Here is a 22,528-nt window from a genome sequence, read left to right as displayed (position 1 = left end):
TAAACGAATTTTAGAATACCTATTCGAAATATTTTCACGGCAAAGACTGCCAAATACTATCGAGAAGTCAAATTTTAAGGGTTTTTAATATCGAACTGTCAGCAAGGCACCAGCACTATAATTAGCTCTTTAAAACTCACTTTTTCGGCTTAAAAGGTCTGACAATCAAACGAGCAGCCTTATCATAATTTATATAATTATAGACCCAGTTAAAAAACACGATTACTTTATTACGAAAACCTACCAGCGCCATCAGATGAACGAACATCCAAATAAACCATGCAAAAAATCCACCGAACTTAAGCTTTGGCAAGTCCACCACTGCCTTATTTCTTCCAACGGTCGCCATAGTTCCCTTATCATTATATTTAAAAACTTTCATCGGCTTGTCTTCAAGAAGCCTTTCTAAATTATCAGCCAATAGCTCGCCTTGTTGTATCGCTGGCTGAGCCACTTGCGGGTGCCCGTTAGGGTAATCGTCGGTAACCATATAAGCAATGTCTCCTATGGCAAAAATGCCTTCATAGCCTTCAACCTGATTGTACTCGTTCACCTTGTAGCGGTTCAGCCGATCTATTAAAATGGAGGTATCAAAACCAGGTATAGCGGCTCCTGTAACACCTGCTGTCCAAATAAAATTTTTAGTTTCAATTGTTTCCCCGGTGCTAAGCTCCAATAGTTTCCCGTCAAAATCTTTGACCATGCTTTTCAAATGGACTTTCACCCCTAAATTTTCAAGAAACTCCGCCGCTTTCTTCGAGGCATGATGGCTCATGGGAGGCAATAATCGATCACTACCCTCGAACAGGTGTATCTCCATTTCATCGATATTGAGGTGCCTGTAATCCTTGGGAAATACATTTCGCTTCAATTCGGCAAACGCCCCAGCCAATTCTACGCCTGTAGGGCCACCCCCAACAATACAAAAATTCAAAAGCGCCTTTCGCTCGTTCAGATCTTCGCTATCGTCGGCATCCTCAAAGTTCTGAAGCATCAAACTTCTAATATTTAAGGCCTGGGGAACACTCTTCATCGGCATGGCATAATCTTGAATCGATTGATTTCCGAAAAAGTTTGTACGCGTTCCGGTAGCCATGACCAAATAATCGAAAGTTAAACTTCCTATATCAGTAACTATTTCACGTGTTTGGGGATCAACACTTTCAACGGTCGCCAATCTAAAATGAAAATTTTTAAGCCGTTTTAATATTTTACGAATGGGATACCCAATAGAATCGGGTTCCAACCCCCCGGTCGAAACCTGGTACAATAAAGGTTGAAACGTGTGGTAATTATGCCGGTCGATGACCACTACCTGGACATCAAGATTTCCAAGCTTTTTAGCCAAGGAAATCCCGGCAAATCCACCCCCAATAATTACAACTCTTTTTTTGTCGGTGTGAGGAACATTCATGAAGAAATTTTAATCAAAATTAATCAATCTCAACCCTTTTTCGGCAACTTTAATCGAAGAATTCAGAAGAGACAACAATAGATTAAAAACATAGAAAAACGATTAATTGTCTTCGGGAGGAAACTTACCGTACTTGCCACCCTTTCATCGTAAAAACAGGCTGCAGTCGCAAGTTTGTACTTAGCTTTAAAAAATTGCTGTGACCCCCCAAACCACAATTACTTATGCGCCCCACCCTGCTTTTAGCCATTACCATAACGTTTTTTTCTGTTTCATGTTCCAAAGAAGCCATTGTTGAAAATCATTCCATCGAACCCATGGCTACTCCCGTTAACGACCAACCCGAAGAAATTGAAAGAGCGTCACCTTTGATGCAAAATGAATCATACCATTGGTTGGCAAAAATGCAGCTACCCAATGGTCTGCTGGCAAGTACGGAACATTCCGATTTTGTCTCTTTGTACGACAATGCACTTGCCGCCCTACTGTTCATTGAAAATGGGGAAACCGAAAAGGCCGAACGTATTTTTGACTTCTTCCAAAATAAGGTAGATAGCGAATTACGCAACGGTACTGGCGGATTTTATCAATTTCGTGATAAAAACGGCAAAAATGGAAGTCGCCCTTGGATGGGTGATAATGCTTGGTTACTTATTGCCCTTAACAACTATCATCAAACAACGGGAAACAAGAAATATCAAGGGTTGGCAAGAAACCTTGAAGACTGGATCCGTACATTGCAAGACGATGATGGAGGCCTGTGGGGAGGTCAAAATGAGGATGGTAGCCCAATACCAAAAGTTACCGAAGGCATTATTACCGCATTCAACGCCGTAAAGGGGTTTGATAATTTTCATAGCAATATTCTTTCTTATTTATTCAAGAATCGATGGCATGAAACCAAGAGTATATTTACCTCCTGGCCCGAAAACCCGACCTACTTGCATGCCCTTGACTTACATGCACTGGCTCAAATGATTTTTGAGGATTTTCCCAAAATAAATCTTGAAAGAACGGAGGCGCTGTTTTTCACAACGCAATGGTCGACCCTAACGGGACAATCTGTTTCTGGATACTGTTTTGACGAGGACAAAGATGTGGTCTGGCTAGAAGGAACAGGGCAAATGGCAGCCGCCTACAGTGAAATAGGCAATAACGAGAAAGCCAATGCGCTGATAAGGGAACTAGAGAAAACGTTTATCAACAGTTCAATAACGGAAGATGCAAAAGGCATCCCATACACCACAAATTACGGCAGCACTTACGGTGCCAATCTTTTATGGGACCACGCTGACACGGCGCCAGCCGTATCCTCGACGGTTTGGTACCTCTTTGCCAAAATGGGCTTTAACCCTCTTAAATTCGGAAAACAAAAAAATATTCCTGAAAATGACAAATTCTGGACTTCACAAAGCAATTGAACCCTTGTTCCGAATTAAGCGAAAAGCTGACTATTATTTTGCGCAAAAAAATGTAAATTCATACGAAATAAAATGACCTTTTCGAGGATAGTCTAAACCAACAAGAGATTAGGACTCCTGAGATAACGAAATCGTCATAAAACCAAATGCCGTAATGATACGCACTCCTTTGTTATTCTGTCTACTACTATTTGCCTCTTTTGGTTTGTCACAAGAAGACAAACTAAACATCATTGTTTTTGGAGCCCACCCTGATGATTGCGATATCGATGCGGGAGGCACCGCGATATTGTTTTCACAAATGGGCCATAACGTAAAATTCGTATCGCTCACCAACGGAGATGCCGGACACCATATAAAGGGAGGCGACGAACTTGCCAAAATACGCTTGGCAGAGGCCCAAGAGGCCGGCAAACGATTTGGGGTGACCTATACTGTACTCGACAATCACGATGGGGAATTGATGCCCACCTTGGAAAACAGGTTAAAAGTAATTCGGGAAATAAGAAAGTGGCAAGCTGATATCGTCATTGCCCCTAGACCCAACGACTACCACCCAGACCACAGATATACTGGCGTATTGATCCAAGATGCGGCCTATATGGTCATCGTGCCCAACATAGCAAAAGATGTACCTCCATTAAAAGCGAACCCGGTTTTTATGTATTCGGCCGATCATTTTCAAAAACCTAATCCGTTCGAACCTGATATTGTCATCAATATTGACAAAGTATTCGACCAGAAGATTTATGCGATGGCAGCGCACGAATCGCAATTTTTCGAATGGTTGCCCTGGACGTCGGGTGCCTTGGATAAAGTTCCCAAAACAACTGATGCCAGATTAAAAATGTTAGCTAATTGGCGTAAAGATGCACCCAATGAAGCGGCGCTGAAAACCCTAGAAAAATGGTATGGTCAGAAAGGGGCGGAAGTGCAACATGTGGAAGGATTTGAAATTTGTGAATATGGAAAGCAACCCTCGGAGGAAGAACTCAAAAGATTGTTTCCAATGTTAAATCCATAGCTTTTTTCGCTAAAGATTTCTTCTCTTACAGAAAACTAATGAGTTTCATCAAGCATTAACCCATACTTGAGCACTCTTTTACGGCACTGATATCATCGGTAAATGGAAAACTTTACACAAGTAAAACACTAGAAACTGGTTTTTTAACTTCAAAAACCTATTTTTGCCCCTTTAAAATCAAAATTATGACACTACTTTTAATGGCTGCCGGAAGAGGTAGCAGGTATGGCAAGTTAAAGCAATTTGATGATCTTGGTCCTCAAGGTGAGTTTTTAATGGAATTCAGTATGTATGATGCCATTGAGAACGGATTTGACCACATCGTAGTCATTACACAAAAGGCAAATATTGATTTTTTAAAAGAACACATGGCCGGCAGATTACCAGAGGGTGTGAAGTTCGATGTAGTATCGCAAGAACTTACAGATTTACCGGCATCTTCCACCTTTGAAGGCCAACGTGAAAAACCATGGGGCACCGCACATGCAGTTTGGTCGGCGCGCAATGTCATCAAAGGTCCTTTTGCAGTTATAAACGCCGATGATTATTATGGAAAGAGCGCCTTCGAAGCAGCTTCAAATTTCATAAAAAATAGTACCGATGATACCGAATTTGCTTTAATGGGTTACACCTTAAAAGATACCCTTTCAGAATACGGATCTGTTTCCAGAGGAGTTTGTAAAATGGACGGAGACAACAATTTTATATCGGTAGATGAGCGACTAAAGCTAGAAAAGCAAGGCAATGTCGTTAAAGACACCGATACCGGGCTCGAGTTTAGCGGTGAAGAATTGGTAAGTATGAATTTTTGGGTATGCCGCCCATCGTTCTTTGATTACGTAGAAAATGAATTTGAGGTGTTTTTAAAAGATGAAGATCGAATCAAAAACTCCGAATTGTATCTACCAATCGTCATTCAAGATATGTATGCAGAAGACAAAGCAAATGTGCGTGTTGTACCTGCAAACAGCAACTGGTTTGGGGTCACGTACTCCGAAGATCGTCAATTTGCTGTTGATCAATTGCAAGAAATGACCCAAAATAACGGCTACAAGACACCTTTGTGGAATTAACGTAGCGCATATTCGAATCTATTGAAAACCACTCAGGACTTACATATAATTCTCGGTCATTTTATAATTGAGAAAAAAGACTATTCATTTAGACCTATAAACCAAGGTTTTATAAACGATACGTTTTTGGTCATGGCCGAGGAGACTCCCCTTTTTATTCTACAGCGGGTCAACCATATTGTTTTTGAAAACGTCACGGGTCTAATGAAGAACATTGGTACCGCACTTGATTTTTTACAAGATCAGGTATACACGCGTATTACCTTGGTCGAAACCGCAGAAGGAAGCACTTTTACCAAAATTGATGAGAATTATTGGCGGCTGATGACCTATATCGACGGCACAACCGCCTATGACACGACAACACAGGCCAAAATAGCTTCAGGAGCGGGAACCATAGTAGGTAAATTTCATCAGCTGTTGGAAAAAGCACCTTATGATGAATTTGTTGATACAATTCCTAAATTTCATGATTTAAGCCTTCGAAAGAATCAATTCGAATCCGCCTTGTTGACTACCGCTGAGGAAAGGAAAAATACGGCTGAAAAAGCTATCATCTTCGCCCAAGAAACGTTGCCTTTGTTGCTCGAATTTTCAAAAAGAAAGATTCCCGTCCGCATATGTCATAATGACACCAAACTCAACAACATCCTCTTTAAAAAAGAAGGGAATCAAGCGCTTTGCCTGATTGACTTGGACACCATTATGAAGGGATATTTCTATTATGATTTCGGGGATGCTGTACGTACCATTGTCAATACAGCTCCTGAAGATGAGCAGCAATTCGAAAAAATAACTTTTGAAAATACATTGTTCGAGGCCTTCGTTGATGGAATCGCCGGTGTTGAGCCCTTTTTAACTCAAGAAGAAATAAATACATTGCCCTTAGGAGCAGTATTTATGCCATTTATTCACGGCTTGAGAGCGCTCACAGACTACCTTATGGGAAACGTATATTACAAAGTTGCCTATGAGAATCAGAATTTAGACAGGTGTTTGAGCTTGTTCGATTTCTCAAAGAAAGCCTTGGACAAAGTGACGTATATGGAGGAAACAGTATCGCGAAAGTTAACTGCCAGAGGAAAATAGCGGTTTAACCTACCTTTTCACGAAAGTCGGCCATATACCGGAAATTTTTGGATCTTCAGTTTTTTATTTTTGAAAAGGAGCAAAATTGTTTTTTGTATCTTCTTTGGATATTGTATTACATAAATCCACCATTTTTGTTTGATGAAATTTTATCTGGGTTGTATTTTTTTCTTTGTTTCCGTCACATCTTCATTATGGGGTCAAGATTTATTGCCTCCCATTTACAACCATAAAATATTCGAATACAACGCCGCGAGTCAAAACTGGGGCGTAACTGTTAATCAAAACGGGGAGCTTTTTGTAGCCAATAGCCAAGGCCTCCTGTATTACAACGGTGAAGAATGGATTTTGAATCGGCTACCCAACAATACCATCGTCAGATCAGTAGTCTCAATTGGAAACAAAATATATACAGGATCGTATGAAGAATTTGGTTATTGGACAAAAAACCAGGTCGGACTATTCGAGTATACTTCCCTTACCCACCTCATCGAAGATCACGAATTTACGAATGAGGAGTTCTGGCAAATAGTACCCTTTGGTGATGCCATTATATTCAGATCGTTTTCCACCATTTATCACTATAAAAATAACAGAATCACAGTTTGGGATACAGATCAGGTAATCACAAATGTCACGATTCACAATAATGAAGTGTTGGTATCTGCAAGCAATATTGGACTTTTTCGGTTCCAAAACGAAAAACTTGTGCCAGTGAATGACAACGCCCTATTAACCAATAAGGCCGTGATCGACGTTATACCCTTTCAAGACGGGCTGCTCGTTGGAACAAAACTGCATGGTTGTTTTCTGTTAAAGGATGGTAAATTTACCGTATGGGACGAAGAAATAAACAATGTTCTTAGACAATACCAACTCAATAAGATGCTCCCACTTGACTCTGGCGAAATTGCTTTTGGCACTATCAAAAATGGTATATATCTATACCATCAAAAAAACAAAAAAACAAAAAATCTGAATCGCGAGACCGGACTGCAAAACAACACAGTATTATCAATGACCCAATTTAAAGAGCAATTATGGGTCGGTCTTGACAACGGTTTAGACCGCATCAGAATAAACACACCCTTGAGCTATTTCACAGATCATAGTGGCGCTTTAGGAACAGTTTACGATATGGCCATAAACGATAGCGTGCTATATTTAGGCAGTAATACGGGAATTTATTTCTTTGAAAACAATGCTTTGCGCTTTGTCGAAGGTTCGCAAGGCCACGTATGGGATTTGGAAACTATGGATGGTGATTTGCTCGCTGGTCATAATACGGGAACCTTTAAAGTACGTGGGGATGTTTTGGAGAAAATTTCTCCAATAGCTGGGGGTTATCAGTGGGTAAGGGTACCCGAACAACAGAATACTTTTTTACAAGGCACCTATACCGGAATAGCCAAATACACAAGGGACAGTAACACGTCTTGGCGCGTAGACCGAATAAAAAAAATTTCCTTTCCTGTAAAACAACTGTGTTTCGAAGATGATTACGTCTTATGGGGTGCGCATCCGTATAAAGGTTTGTTCAGATTCAAGTTGAACGAAACTTATGATGAAATCATCGAAACTCAAGAATTTGGGCCAGATGTAATTCCAAATGACTACAACATAAAACTTTATAATATAAAAAACCAAATTGTGGTTCAAAGTGAGGGTACTTGGTACAAGTATGACCCTATTTTAAAAAAAATAGCGATTTTCAAAGAATTCGAACCCTATAATTTTGAAGAGCTTATAAGCCACAATGGTGATTTCTTTTGGTTTAATGATAATGAAGGTGACAAAGAAATAAGTTTTACTGATTTAAAAGACAATACCATTTTTATATCGGAACCCAATTTACAAGAGCGGTTAGTTCCTGATGCCAAGAATATATTTGCATTGAACGATTCGATATATTATTTGACATTGAGCGACGGTTTTGCCCGAATTAACCTTTCACAGCTTAACGAAACACTTGATAGATTTTCCCTTCCTACTCCAACCCTCCAATATTTTAAAGATAAAGAACACTCGTATGACATTAATGTCGAACATATTGAAATACCCTTTGGCCGTTCGCAAGACATCGTTTTGCAGATAGCGGCTCCCAGCCTTATTCGGCCGCGATATTACTATGAACTATCAGGAGCAAAAACACAGTCATCCTACCTTGACAAGGGAGCCATAACCTTTCAGAATCTTCCTCATGGCGACTATCTCTTAAGCATTTTCACTGTTGGCATGAACAACAAAAAGTCGTCTCCCAAGCTGGTCTCATTTGAAATTACTCCGCCCTGGTACCTCTCAAAAGTGAGTCTTGTAGTTTATTTCTTGGCATTTGTTGGTTTGATTTTACTGGTAAGGCTATACAATCGACGAAAGTTGGAACGTCGGCACAACAAACTAAAACAACAACTAGAGCGTGAACGGGCCGAACATATAGCCAATCTTGAAAAGGAAAAACTAGCCAAGGAAATAAGGTTAAAACAAAAAGAGTTGGCAAGTACTACCATGAACATGGCCAAAAAAAACCAATTGATCCTCGAGCTAAAGAACATATTGCTAATGAACAAAGATAAATTTGGTAGCCAACAACGCTATCGTTCCTTTATGAAAAAGCTGGAAGGCTCTATTAATGAAGATAAGGATTGGAAGAATTTTGAATTGAATTTTAAAGAGCTCCATGACGATTTTTTTGAAAATCTGTTAAGCCAATTCCCAAACTTAACACCAAAAGACCTGAAGCTCTGTGCCTATCTCAAGATGAACCTGTCTAGTAAAGAAATTGCACCACTCATGGCCATCACCATAAGAGGCGTCGAAATACATCGCTATCGCTTAAGGAAAAAACTAGGTATTGACAGCTCGCAAAACCTATCAAACTTCCTAATTAAGTTCAAATAGGCGGACCCAACTCTCACAAGCAGCCCACTTATCTCATTTCCATAGCTTTATACGACTACATCATTACTACATCACTTTGTTAAAAATTTAAAAGGAACGGGCAGATGTACTACTGCAAAGTCCCGTCTATAGGCAGTTTGAATAGATGAATAAGCTGATGTAATTTTTATGTAGGCTACAGCAACTACTTCACCCTCCCTATTTAATATCTTGCTATCACATCTAACAACTCAATAAAATTATAACTCAATTATTGAACAATTATGAAAATAAGAAACATTTTTTTACCGATATGCTTCTTACTGCTCCAAATAACCATTTATGCTCAAGACGGCATATCGGTTTCTGGAACCGTATCGGATAACCAAGGTCCATTACCAGGAGCTTCGGTTATAGTAAAAGGCACTACTACAGGAACCCAAACCGATTTTGACGGTAATTTCACCCTAGACAATGTACCGTCCGGAGGTACCCTTGCGATTAGCTATATTGGGTACACTTCCCAAGAAATTCCGATCGAAGGGCAAACGACCTTAACCATTACGCTAGTAGCCGATGCCCAAGCACTCGACGAAGTGGTTGTTATTGGCTATGGCGAAATGAAGTCAAAAGATTTGACATCTTCAATCACTACCGTAAAAGCAGAGGAATTGGCCGCCACACCAACGGGACAAGCAATGCAAGCCTTACAAGGTAAGGTGGCAGGCTTGCAGGTCGTAAACAGTGGTGGCCCCGGTCAATCACCCACCATACGTGTACGCGGAATCGGATCCTATGATTCAGATGCCTCAGGACCTTTGTATGTCGTTGACGGAATGTTCTTCGATGACATTGATTTCTTAAATACCGCGGATATCACTTCCATTTCGGTATTGAAAGATGCCTCTGCAGCGGCAATATATGGCGTACGTGCCGCGAATGGCGTAGTACTTATTGAAACAAAATCAGGGGCTTACAATAAAAAACCGGAAATAACCTATGATGGTTACTCTGGTTATCAAGTGGCACAAAATGTGTTGAAACTGGCAAATTCGGAGCAATTCACAACCCTTGCCCTCGAATCGGGATCCGAACCCGACAATCAATTTATTCAAAATGCGATGCAACGGTATGGTAGAAGTCGCATCAACCCTAATGTACCTAATGTGAATACAGATTGGTACAATGAAATAACGAGACCTGCCCTAATTCAAAATCACAGTATAGGGGTCACGGGAGGGAGCGAAAATGCAACCTATGCCATTGGGGCCAATTATTTTGGCCAAGAAGGTATTTTAAAAATGAAGAACGAGTATGAACGATTCAACCTGAGAAGTAAAATAGATTTTAAGGTAAATGAGGGTTTGACTATTGGTGGAAACGTGGTGATAAGTAATGCTACCCGGTTCGATGCTGAAAACTCTGCTTGGCGCCGTGCTTATTTTGCCGTTCCCATTCTTCCGGTTTTTGACGAACAGCTTGCCCAAGACCCTAATGTCTTCCCAACAAATTATGCCAATGCACAAGATTTAGGGTATCGCGGCGGTCAAAATCCGTTTCCTATAATGGACAACAGCGAACTTCGATCGAAGATTAGAAATGTCTTGGCTAATTTTTATGCCGAAGTGCATATTATTCCCAACAAATTAAATTTTAAAACGGCGTACAACCACAATTTCGAAACAGTTGAGCGGAGGGAAGTTCGGCTCCCCTACTTCATAGGAAATGGGTTTCAACGTGAAAATTCTGAGCTGATCAAAAGAAACGAAACGTATTCAAATCAAATCTGGGACAATACCCTGACTTATATCGAAGCCTTCGGAAAACACAACCTTACACTTTTGGGAGGAACATCCTTCCGAGACGAGTCCTATGAGCAATTGGAAGCCAAGGGATTGAATTTCCCATTATCCGGCGAAGAAGCTTACTATCTGGATCAAGCACAGACCATTGTACAAGATGATGTTGGCGACGATGGTCGTAGGGAATACGGTCTATCCTTTTTCGGAAGAGTCTCCTATAACTATGACAACAGGTATCTACTCTACGGTACGTATCGGGCAGACGGAACCAACAAATACCAGGAAAAATGGGGTTATTTCCCTACGGTAGGTGTAGGTTGGGTGCTATCGGAAGAGAACTTCATGGAAGCCAATGGCGTCTTCGATTTTTTAAAGTTACGTGGAAGCTGGGGTAAATTGGGGAACGATAAAGTTCCCTCAAGTGAAGGGTCGATTACCTCGAGTGTAGTAACTACCGCTTTTGGTGACACCATGTTCAGCGGAGTCAATACCAGTAGTAATTTTACGGCTCTGAAATGGGAAGTTACCGAAGAGGTGAACGCAGGTATTTCCGCGCGTCTTTTTAATAACAATTTATCTTTGGAAGCCGATTATTATGTCAGGGATACCAAAGATGCCGTTATACCCGTTGAAGTACCGCTGATTCCCGATGCTACAAGACAAAATGTGGGTGAAATTCGGAATTCCGGTTTTGAATTGGCCCTAAATTGGACCAAACAAGTTTCCGAAGATTTTAGCTACAACGTCGGAGGAAATCTTGCCACGCTTCATAATGAAGTTCTAGACCTTAATGGTGCACCCCATATCGATGCAGGTTCGGCAGAGTTCAGACAGCGGTCAATAGTAGGCCAACCTATTTTCGCATTTTACGGGCGCGAAGTTGCGGGAGTATACCAAAATGAAGCAGAAATTGCCGCCGATCCCGCGGCCCAGATAGAAATTGCTGCAAACAGACCTATCGTTCCGGGTGACCTTAAGTTCAAGGACCAAGATGGTATCGATGGCATCACCGATGATGACAGAGTGGTGTTGGGCTCATACCTGCCTTCCTATTCCTTCGGGTTTAATCTAGGATTCGATTACAAAGGATGGGATTTTTCTGCTGCCGCATTGGGACAAGGAGGAAATAAAATACTGAACCGGAAGCGCGGTGAGGTCATATTCACCAACGACACCAACTGGGACCGCGACTTTGCCGTTAACCGATGGCATGGCGAAGGCACGAGCAACAGCTATCCTTCCTCGGCAGGAATACGAAAAGGCTGGAACCAAAGATTGAGCGATTTCTTTATTGAAGATGGTGATTTTTTCAGAATACAGAATATCACCCTTGGGTATACCCTTAATAAAAAAGGAGACCAAAACGGAATCCCTAGAACCCGCATCTACATTACAGCGGAAAAACCACTGACTATTTTCAATTACAATGGCTTTAGCCCCGAAGTACCCAATGGTATTGATAATGAGACTTACCCTATACCTGCGGTATATACCATCGGAGTAAATATTAAAATATAAAAAAGAAAACTATGAAACTTTTTGAGAAAACTAAGGTCTGTTTTGTGTTGATCATATCGACACTGGCCATTATAGGGTGCACCGATAAATTGGACGAACCTGAATTGAACAATAATTTTGCCGGAGGAACCGATTTTACCGATGCCTCTGGAATGCAGCTTTCGGCAGTTGGGGCCTACGAAGCCTTTTATTCTAGAGGTTGGGAGCAGCCCCTCATTATATCCGTTCGCGGTGATGATGTCAATTCCGGCGGACTCGGAGACCAGCCGGAATTTACCGAAATGGATAAATTCAACTACAGCAAAGACCATTGGATGGTCAACTCACTTTGGGAAAACATCTATGCCGATATCATATCAGCGCATACCGCCATGGAACAGATTGGTAGGTTTCAAGAGTTCGCCAATGAAGCCAATGTTGCTTTAGGCAATCAATATATCGCCGAGATCAAAGTACTCAGGGCTATGATGCTCCTTCAAATTTCACAGGTCTACGGTAATGTTTTTATTTCGGAATCTTCCAATACCGAGCTGCTTTTAGAAGTGGAAACGTTGCCCACCAAAAGTGAGGTAATGCAGCACATTTCCACCCAAATGGACGAAGCTATTCCTTTACTCCCTGATATGCGCCCCAACGAACGTGCAGATCTTCCTGGAGGCGTTACGCGGTATACCGCTTTGGCCATTAAAGCATTGGCCAACCAAGAACTGGGCAATTATCAAGAAGTAGCCGACGCTTCGGGACAAATTATCAATTCGGGCAGGTTTAGCCTTTTCCCCGATTTTTATGAGCTCTTTAAGACACCCGGAAAACTAAGCGATGAAAGTATTCTAGACTTGCAATATTCTGATTTCAACCAAGGAGAAGGCGATCGCTTTGCCCATTTATACGCTCCTTATGGCCCACAAAATTGGACACCGGCCATCGATGGATCGGCTAGTGGGTGGGGGTTTTACGAACCTAGTTTAAAGTTTATCAAATTTATGTTGGATCGCGGAGAAACAGTACGTTTAGAGACTTCCGTATTGTTTACCGACAGGGGTATCGCAGAACTTCAGACCGACCCCGCCTATGCGACCGTACCAAGTTTCGTCTCCAATACAACACGTGATGGTGATGTTATAAACGACTATGCCCGAGCATTTTTTGCAAGTGGCAAGCACTATTTACCCTCAAATCAATTGATATCTGGCAGAACGGACTATGGCAGCAACAAAAACTACAATCTTATCAGGTATGGGGAAATCTTATTAATGTATGCAGAGGCCTTGACACAGGGTGCTTCAGGCTCTGCTATGACCGCAGTTCAAGCCGTTAACCTGGTGAGGTCAAGGGCAAATATGCCCGCTTTGACAAGCGTGACACTAGACGATATAGTGGACGAAAAATTTGCTGAACTTGGTATGGAGTGGGGAAAACGCTACTACGACATGCTGCGTTTGGGAAGGTTGGGAGAATTGAGCTATGACGGCAGAACATTCTCGGAAAGTAAAGCCTTTCTCCCCTATCCGCAGCCTCAAATAGATCAATTCCCCATACTTGGCAATTAACTAACTAATACTCAAAAGATGAAAAACTTTAAGAATATCCTGTTTGTTTTGATGGCAGCCCTACTTTACTATAGTTGTGATCAGGGCATTGACCCTATAACGGAAGTTACTCCGGGTGCGGATGCCTCGGCGCCACAGGTAAAAATAAACGCCCCAACCGAAGGCAGCACAATAAAAGTACTCGAAACAATAACCTCTCTTACCGTTGATTTCGAAGTAACCGATGACATTGAGGTAGGCTCTATAAATGTTACTTTAGATGGCAAGAATATCGGCAGCTACGATGGAGGATTTAAAGATTACCGTCGTGTTTTAGTAGACGATTTAGTATATGACAAACTTGCCGATGGCGCGCATGAACTTACGGTCACAGCTACTGACCTAGATGGCAAAGTAACTACCTCAACCGTAAATTTCGCCAAGGAACCACCTTACATTAAAAAGTATGACGGAGAAATCTTTTACCTTCCCTTTGACGGAAATTATACAGACCTTATCAGTTTCCAGACCGCTGCGGTAACCGGCGCCCCGAGTTTCACCGACGATGCCTTAAATGGCTCAAGTGCCTATGCCGGGGCTACAGATTCGTATTTGACTTTTCCGACCAACGGATTGCAATCTCCTGAATTCAGTGCCATTTTTTGGGTCAAGATCAACGCCGTACCCGACCGTGCCGGAATTTTGGTCATGAGTCCGCCCTTAATCGACGGCACGAATAACGATCTTTCTAAAGGATTTCGATTTTTCAGGGAAAATGCGGGAGGAAAACAACGTTTCAAGCTCAATGCTGGATCCGGCACCGAAGGTAATTGGTTTGATGGCGGGGAGGCTGCCGATGTTGACCCCGCCACAGACGAATGGGTAAATATGGCTTTCTCCATATCCGGAGCCGAGGTTGTCGTTTATATCGATGGACAAGTAGTCAGCCAAGGAGCTTTTTCTGGTATTGACTGGGCCGATTGCAATGTGCTCTCCATTATGTCGGGCGCCCCGAATTTCACCCAATGGAACCATTGGTCTGATAGCAGTTTTATGGATGAACTGCGTATTTTCAATCGGGCGATTACGCAACAAGAGGTACAACAAATCATGTCAGATGATTCGGGTTTATTTGTTTCCTCCTATCCACCCACCTTTGATGGGGAAATGTTTTATATGCCTTTTGACGGTGATTATACAGAACGCTTTAGAGACACCGAACTAACGACCGTTGGCAGCCTCGGTTTTGCAGGGGAAAGTGCATCCGGCACTAATGCCTTTGCCGGAGCAGCAGATTCTTATCTGACTTTTCCCGCTAATGAAGTCGGCTCAATTACGACCGATGCGTTTAGTGCTACCTTATGGTATAAAATGAGTGCCGATCCCGATCGTGCAGGTATTTTAGTGCTGGGGCCAGAGGACACTGAAAATGAAAACTATCCTGATGTTCAAAACCTACGTACCAGCGGCTTCAGATTCTTTAGGGAAGGCAATGCCACACGACAAGTGTTTAAATTAAATGTAGGAACCGGAGATGGGGAATCTTGGTTCGATGGTGGTGATTCAGCCGCCCTTGACCCCACAACGGTCACTGATTGGGTACACTTGGCCTTTACGATCTCTGATACCAAAGCTGCAGTCTACATTAACGGCGATGTCGTATCGGAAGGAACTTTTTCGGGAATCGACTGGACTGGCGCCGACTTACTTTCCATTGGCTCTGGTGCACCCAGGTTTAGCCAATGGGGACATCTATCCGATTTAAGTTTTATAGACGAGTTAAGGTTGTACAACAAAGAATTATCGCAGGCCGAAGTTCAGGCCATTATGAACACGAACTAAGTGTATGATTCAGATATAATCGGCATGACCAGAGTACTAATAGATTACAGAATTTGTGCTCATTGCCCATGGCCCTACATCATCGCTAAAAATCACAAAATGAAGAAAACAGTTAAGATAGCTTTGAGTTTGGTTTTGTTGATCGTTGCTTCCTCCATAACAGGGTGCAAAAATCGCAAAACCTCAGATAAAAAAGTTGCCGATTCCGCCGAAAATCCGTCAAAAACATTGATGACAGATACGCAACTATTGGACAAAATACAGCGCGAAACTTTTGACTATTTCTGGGACGGGGCCGAACCGGTCTCCGGACTAGCTCGGGAACGGTTACATATGGATAATATTTATCCTAGCCATGACAAAGACATCATTACCATTGGAGGATCCGGCTTCGGGCTTATGGCTATTCTCGTTGGTATTGAACGGGGCTTCATAACGCAAAAACAGGCCCTTGAACGTTACGAAAGGGCCGTCCAATTTTTATCAAAAGCCGACCGTTTCCATGGCGCATGGCCACATTGGCTCATGCCAACAGGAAAAACTGCGCCATTTAGTGAAAAAGACAACGGTGGCGATTTAGTCGAATCGGCCTTTTTAATACAGGGACTTCTGACCGTTCGTGAATATTTCAAAAACGGTAATGAACGCGAAAAACTACTGGCTGAGAACATACAAAAACTTTGGGAGGAAGTAGAATGGGATTGGTACACCAAAGGAGGAGAAGATGTACTATACTGGCATTGGTCGCCAAACTATGGGTGGGATATGAACTTCCCAGTGGGCGGATATAACGAAGCACTCATCATGTATATTTTAGCGGCTGCCTCTCCCACACATCCCATAAAAAAATCGGTTTATGAAAAGGGATGGGCAAGAAACGGCGCCATTGCCAATGATACTGTCTACTACGGACTCGAAACAGAACTGGACCACTACGAGCATGACAAATCTCCGGTAGGCCCCATGTTTTGGGCCCATTATTCCTATTTGGGCCTCAACCCAAAAGGATTAAAAGACCAGTATGGCGACTACTGGAAATTGAATGTCAATCATGCCTTAATCCAATACAGGCACAGCCTTGAAAACCCGAACAACTATAAGGGCTATGGAAAAAATCTTTGGGGATTGACCTCGAGCTACTCTATGAAAGGGTATGCAGGCCACAGGCCCGATAGGGATTTGGGCGTCATTTCCCCCACGGCCGCATTATCCTCCATGCCCTATACCCCAAAGGAAAGCCTTGATTTTTTAAGGTATATGTATACCGAACAAGACTCTTTGATCGGAAAATATGGGCCGTACGATGCTTTTAGTCTGGAGCACAAATGGGTTCTACCCCGATACCTTGCCATCGACCAAGGACCGATTCCCGTGATGATCGAGAACTATAGGAGTGGGCTCCTCTGGGAACTCTTTATGAAGAATGAAGACGTTCAAAAGGGACTGCAAAAACTTGGTTTCACCAGTTCAAATGTGACGGTAGATGAGTAAAGTTTGGAACATATTTCTTATCAACTTAATACTATGGTCATGCTCTTCCGGGGATGATGGTCAAGGTCCTGTAGGACTTTCCCAATTACCGGAACCATCGGAACAAACACCGACGGAAGATGAAGAAGGGCCCGCCATAAGCGATGAAGAATTGCTTGACCTCACGCAAGAAGAAACTTTTAAATATTTCTGGGATTTTGCAGAAGCGAACTCTGGCGCTGCTCGCGAAAGATATCATCCCGACAACCCTGCAAATGACCCGAATACGGTCACAATTGGCGGAACAGGTTTTGGTCTTATGGGTATTCTCGTAGGAATCGAACGCGGATTTATATCTCGCCAAGAAGGGGTCGAAAGACTACAACAGATTACGGACTTTCTAGAAAACGCCGACCGCTTTCACGGTGCTTGGCCACATTGGTTGGATGGCCGATCTGGGAAAGTACGGCCATTTAGCTCCTTGGATGATGGCGGTGACCTCGTGGAAACGGGCTTTCTCGTTCAAGGTCTTATCTGTGTCAAAGAGTACTTTAAGGATGGCACCGATGACGAAAAGGCACTTTCCAGTAAAGCAAATGAGTTATGGAAAGGTGTAGAATGGAATTGGTATACCCAAGATAAAAATGCCTTGTATTGGCATTGGAGCCCCAATAATGATTTTACAATTAATCTCGAACTCAAAGGATACAATGAAGTTTTGATCACTTATATCCTAGCGGCGGCATCACTGGATTATTCCATTGAAAAAGAAGTCTATGCTAACGGCTGGGCCTCCAACGGTACTATCAAAAACTCAAGTACTGAATATGGTATTCCCTTAGTGGTAGACCATGCTGGCAACACCCCGGCAGGTGGACCCCTATTTTGGGCCCATTACTCTTATTTGGGTCTAGACCCTAGAAATCTGTCCGATGAATACGTCAATTATTGGGATGTCAATGTCAATCATTCAAAAATCAACAACAGCTACTGTATTGAAAATCCGAAAAGCTTTAAAGATTATGGTCCCGATTGCTGGGGGCTTACAGCTAGTTATTCACGAAACAATGACGGGAGTATTGGGTATAATGCCCACAGTCCCTCCAATGATTCGGGGGTAGTTTCCCCAACCGCAGCGCTGAGTTCCATACCTTACACCCCCGAGGAATCTATGAAAGCGCTGCGGTTTTTTTACAAAAACAAAGACAAACTTTTGGGGCCCGCCGGTTTCTATGATGCGTTTAGTCCTGAATATAATTTCTGGGTAGCCAAAGCTTATTTGGCCATAGACCAAGGTCCGATCTTGATTATGATTGAAAATTATCGATCCGGACTGCTCTGGAATCTATTTATGCAAAACGCAGAGGTACGTTCAGGCCTCGATAAGCTTGGTTTTAATTATAACAATTAAAAACTAACAGATGAACCAGCATTGTATTTCATTCTTAAACATGACCAGAGTCTATCTCGTTTTATGCGGTTGCTCAATAGGTTCACTTTTTGCCCAGACCGACACCTACTGCAACCCTGTCAATATAGACTACACCTATATGATCTACAATGCTCATAAAGATCTTTCTTATCGTTCGGGTGCCGATCCGGCCGTAGTACGGTTTAAAGATGAATATTATATGTTCGTCACACGATCTATGGGGTATTGGCATTCGCCCGACCTCACTAATTGGAACTTTATTGCTCCTCAAAAATGGTACTTCGAAGGATCCAACGCCCCTGCAGCTTTTAATTATAGGGATTCTGTTCTTTACGTTGCCGGAAACCCTTCGGGGGCCATGAGCGTTCTATTTACAGACAACCCAAAAAAAGGTGATTGGCAGGCCACCCCTTCCATTCTAGGCGGGTTACAAGACCCCGCGCTTTTTATCGACGATGACGGGCAGAGTTACGTCTATTGGGGCTCTTCGAATAAATTTCCAATACGCGCCAAAACCTTGGACAGATCTAAACGGTTTAAACCATCAGATGAAACCTACGAATTGTTCAACCTTGACCCCGAAAAACATGGCTGGGAACGTTTCGGCGAGAATCACTCCGACACCATTTTAGGCGGCTATATCGAAGGACCTTGGATGAATAAACACAAAGGCAAGTACTATTTGCAGTATGCCGCCCCCGGTACCGAATTCAATGTTTACGGTGATGGTGCATATATGTCAGACTCACCCCTTGGCCCTTTCGAATACGCCCCTAACAATCCGTTTTCCTATAAGCCTGGTGGATTCATTAACGGTGCAGGACACGGCAGTACGGTCTTAGGTCCTGGAAACCTGTATTGGCATTTCGCTTCCATGGCCGTCAATGTCAATATCGGATGGGAACGTAGAATCGGTGCTTTCCCCACGTTTTTCGATGGTGATGGACTTATGCACAGCAATACGCGATTTGGTGATTACCCCCATTATGCCCCCTCAAAACCTGAAAAAGAGGGAGCCTTTACAGGATGGATGCTACTTTCTTACAACAAACCCATTGAGACATCTTCCCAGCTAAACGGCCATAGCTCCGAAAATATGGTCGACGAGAATATAAAGACCTTCTGGGTTGCCGATGATAATAATTCAGAACAGTGGGTGAAAATCGATTTGGTCGACTCATGTACTATAAATGCCATTCAGATAAATTACAACGACTACAATTCCGACATGTACGGAAAAATTCCAGGGTTGTACCATCAGTACATTATTGAAGGTTCATTGGATGGTCAAAATTGGACTATTCTGGTCGATAGAAGTACGAATAAAAAAGACGTACCCAATGATTATGTCGAATTGACCAATCCTAAAAAGGCAAGATTTATCCGTTTTAAAAATATTCATGTTCCAACTCCATACCTATCAATCTCTGGCATTCGTGTTTTCGGCCTCGGAAAAGGTAAAATACCCAAAACACCAACCGGGGTATCAATAGATCGCCAAAGTGATAGACGAGACGCCTTAGTAAGTTGGAAGGCAGTCAAAAATGCACAAGGCTATAATGTCTCATGGGGAATTGCTCCTGACAAATTATACAGTTCGTGGTTAGTGTATGGAAAAGATTCATTAAACCTAAAATCATTGAACACAGATCAGTCTTATTATTTCGCTGTGGAAGCATTCAATGAAAATGGAGTTTCCGAAAAGTCGAAAACGATACATATCGAATAATCAAATCTTGGTCCAATGAAACATTACCGAATTTATTATGTGATTATCAGTATTTGGATAGGTACGGCCTCTTTAATTGCACAGCAAACGATACCTGAAGTCGAAACGCTGTTAAGCAAAATGACCTTAAATGAAAAAATCGGTCAATTGAACCTATTGACCCCTGGTGGGGGCATTGCCACAGGATCCGTAGTCAGCGAAAATGTCGAAACCAAAATCAAGGCTGGTGAAGTTGGCGGGCTTTTCGGGGTTTCGGGTCCGGATAAAGTACGACAGGCTCAAGAAATCGCTATAAAACATTCACGACTGAAAATTCCATTGCTTATAGGTTCCGACGTAATACACGGTTATAAAACCACTTTTCCTATCCCTTTGGGCACTGCTTCAAGTTGGGATATGCAGCTTATCGAAAAATTGGCCCGGATTGCAGCTACCGAAGCCACCGCCGACGGCATCAATTGGAATTTTTCGCCCATGGTCGACATCGCACGTGATCCACGTTGGGGGCGAATCGCCGAAGGTGCCGGTGAAGACCCTTATCTGGGTTCGGCCATCGCGACAGCCATGGTAAAAGGGTATCAAGGCACTGACCTTACCAAACCCAATACCCTGTTGGCGTGCGTAAAACATCTGGTACTATACGGTGCAGCAGAAGGAGGGCGAGATTACAACTCCGTTGATATGAGCCGAGTAAAAATGTACAACCAATACCTTCCTCCCTATAAGGCCGCCATAGAAGCAGGAGTGGCAAGCGCCATGACCTCTTTCAACGATATTGATGGTGTACCGGCCTCCGCCAACAAATGGATGATTACAGATTTACTCCGAAATCAATGGGGTTTTGAGGGATTTGTAGTTTCCGATTATACCTCGGTAAATGAAATGATCGCCCATGGGCTGGGAGACCTCCAGACCGTTTCGGCACTCGCCTTAAAAGCAGGGCTCGATATGGATATGGTCGGCGAGGGTTTTTTGACCACGCTTAAAAAATCGGTTGATGAGGGTAAGGTCAGTGAAGAGGACATAACCAGTGCCTGCAGAAGAATTCTAACTGCAAAGCACCAATTGGGACTTTTCGAAGACCCTTATCGCTATTCCGATACCGATAGGCCAGCGAAGGACATTCTATCTGCCGAAAACAGAAAGACAGCCCGCGAAGCCGCGACACGTTCCTTCGTGCTTTTTAAAAATGAGAACAACGTGCTTCCCCTTAAAAAAACATCCAAAATAGCACTCATAGGTCCATTGGCGAATAACAAAAACAATATGTTGGGCACTTGGGCACCGACTGGAAACCCCCAACTAGCTATTCCGATTTTAGAGGGATTTAAAAACATAGCGCCCAATGCTACTATTGCCTATGCCAAAGGAGCCAATATTACCAATGACCCTGTTATGGCGAAGAATGTAAATGTCTTTGGAACCCGTGTAGAAATCGACGAGCGTCAGCCTGAAGTGCTTTTAAAAGAGGCCTTGACCATCGCTAACGGTGCCGATGTGGTAGTAGCGGTGGTGGGCGAAGCCACGGAAATGAGTGGAGAAGCCGCAAGCAGAACGGAACTTTCAATCCCAAAAAGTCAAAAGAAATTAATTCGAGCTTTGGTAAAAACCGGAAAGCCCTTAGTCTTGGTTCTAATGAGCGGACGCCCCCTCACTATAGAGGAAGAATTCGAACTTCCTGTGAGCATACTTCAAGTCTGGCATCCCGGGGTCGAAGCTGGTAATGCCGTCGCCGATGTGGTTTTTGGAAATTACAACCCCTCGGGGAAATTAACCGCTACGTGGCCCAGAAATTTGGGACAAATTCCCATTTACCATAGTACAAAAAACACCGGAAGACCTGCGGCTTCCGAAAATTTCGAAAAGTTCAAGTCCAATTATCTCGATGCTCCCAATTCTCCATTGTTACCTTTTGGCTATGGACTGAGCTATACCGAGTTCGAATACTCAAATCTTCGTACGGATAGAACGGAGGTCGGACAAGGTGAAGCCATAGCCGTTTCGGTTACTCTGGAAAACAAGGGAAACTATGATGGGGAAGAAGTGGTGCAGTTGTATCTTAGGGATATCGTCAGAAGCATTACACCCCCTATGCGCCAACTCAAAGGCTTTAAGAAAGTGTTTCTTAAAAAGGGTGAGTCAAAGACCATAACCCTGACATTGACACCTGAAGACCTGAAATTCTATAACAGCACGCTCGATTTTGTAGCCGAACCGGGAGAATTTGAGGTATTCGTGGGGACAAATTCAAATGCCGATAAAAAGGTATCTTTTAAATTACGATAGTACTTTCCAGCGATGCGCTATC

At 42.8% G+C, this 22,528-nt stretch carries 13 protein-coding genes; 12 read left to right on the top strand and 1 reads right to left on the bottom strand.

The features are described from left to right. Positions 1–136 precede the first annotated feature (136 nt). Positions 137–1,414 (bottom strand): NAD(P)/FAD-dependent oxidoreductase, encoded by a 1,278-nt coding sequence (locus AACZ88_RS20110; RefSeq protein WP_339714394.1) that lies wholly within the window; start codon positions 1,412–1,414, stop codon positions 137–139. 224 nt (positions 1,415–1,638) lie between these two features. Here AACZ88_RS20110 and AACZ88_RS20105 point away from each other — a divergent pair, with 224 nt between their 5' ends. The 12 genes from AACZ88_RS20105 to bglX all read left to right on the top strand — a co-directional run bounded on the left by AACZ88_RS20105 (position 1,639) and on the right by bglX (position 22,506). Beyond that, complete coding sequence (locus AACZ88_RS20105; protein ID WP_339714392.1) at positions 1,639–2,835, top strand: hypothetical protein; 1,197 nt, start codon at positions 1,639–1,641, stop codon at positions 2,833–2,835. Between the two features lie 154 nt (positions 2,836–2,989). Further along, positions 2,990–3,859: a PIG-L family deacetylase gene (locus tag AACZ88_RS20100; RefSeq protein WP_339714389.1), complete on the top strand. Its 870-nt coding sequence runs from the start codon at positions 2,990–2,992 to the stop codon at positions 3,857–3,859. Positions 3,860–4,044: 185 nt separating this feature from the next. Further along, a complete protein-coding gene (locus tag AACZ88_RS20095) occupies positions 4,045–4,932 on the top strand; it encodes a sugar phosphate nucleotidyltransferase (RefSeq protein WP_339714386.1) in 888 nt (295 codons plus the stop codon). 21 nt (positions 4,933–4,953) lie between these two features. Next, the gene (locus AACZ88_RS20090) at positions 4,954–6,021 is read left to right on the top strand and encodes an aminoglycoside phosphotransferase family protein (RefSeq protein ID WP_339714384.1); all 1,068 of its coding nucleotides are present in this window, start codon (positions 4,954–4,956) and stop codon (positions 6,019–6,021) included. 141 nt (positions 6,022–6,162) lie between these two features. Continuing rightward, the gene (locus tag AACZ88_RS20085) at positions 6,163–8,919 is read left to right on the top strand and encodes a Two component regulator three Y domain-containing protein (RefSeq protein WP_339714382.1); all 2,757 of its coding nucleotides are present in this window, start codon (positions 6,163–6,165) and stop codon (positions 8,917–8,919) included. Between the two features lie 263 nt (positions 8,920–9,182). Further along, positions 9,183–12,218, top strand: a complete 3,036-nt coding sequence (locus AACZ88_RS20080; RefSeq protein WP_339714380.1) for a TonB-dependent receptor — start codon at positions 9,183–9,185, stop codon at positions 12,216–12,218. A gap of 11 nt (positions 12,219–12,229) precedes the next feature. After that, positions 12,230–13,768 carry a RagB/SusD family nutrient uptake outer membrane protein gene (locus AACZ88_RS20075; RefSeq protein ID WP_339714377.1) on the top strand — a complete coding sequence of 513 codons (1,539 nt, stop codon included), beginning with the start codon at positions 12,230–12,232 and terminating at the stop codon, positions 13,766–13,768. Between the two features lie 18 nt (positions 13,769–13,786). Next, a complete protein-coding gene (locus tag AACZ88_RS20070) occupies positions 13,787–15,589 on the top strand; it encodes a LamG-like jellyroll fold domain-containing protein (RefSeq protein WP_339714374.1) in 1,803 nt (600 codons plus the stop codon). Between the two features lie 99 nt (positions 15,590–15,688). Further along, a complete protein-coding gene (locus AACZ88_RS20065; RefSeq protein WP_339714371.1) occupies positions 15,689–17,080 on the top strand; it encodes a glucoamylase family protein in 1,392 nt (463 codons plus the stop codon). Next, positions 17,073–18,470: a glucoamylase family protein gene (locus tag AACZ88_RS20060; RefSeq protein WP_339714368.1), complete on the top strand. Its 1,398-nt coding sequence runs from the start codon at positions 17,073–17,075 to the stop codon at positions 18,468–18,470. Before AACZ88_RS20065 ends, AACZ88_RS20060 begins: the two co-directional genes overlap by 8 nt. 10 nt (positions 18,471–18,480) lie before the next feature. Further along, a complete protein-coding gene (locus tag AACZ88_RS20055; RefSeq protein ID WP_339714365.1) occupies positions 18,481–20,220 on the top strand; it encodes a family 43 glycosylhydrolase in 1,740 nt (579 codons plus the stop codon). 15 nt (positions 20,221–20,235) lie between these two features. Beyond that, entirely contained in the window at positions 20,236–22,506 is a 2,271-nt protein-coding gene (bglX, locus tag AACZ88_RS20050) for a beta-glucosidase BglX (protein ID WP_339714362.1), read from the top strand. Positions 22,507–22,528 lie beyond the last annotated feature (22 nt).

The sequence above is a fragment of the uncultured Kriegella sp. genome (assembly GCF_963975415.1).
Lineage (GTDB): Bacteria > Bacteroidota > Bacteroidia > Flavobacteriales > Flavobacteriaceae > Kriegella.
This window is presented reverse-complemented; position numbering and strand designations above follow the sequence as displayed.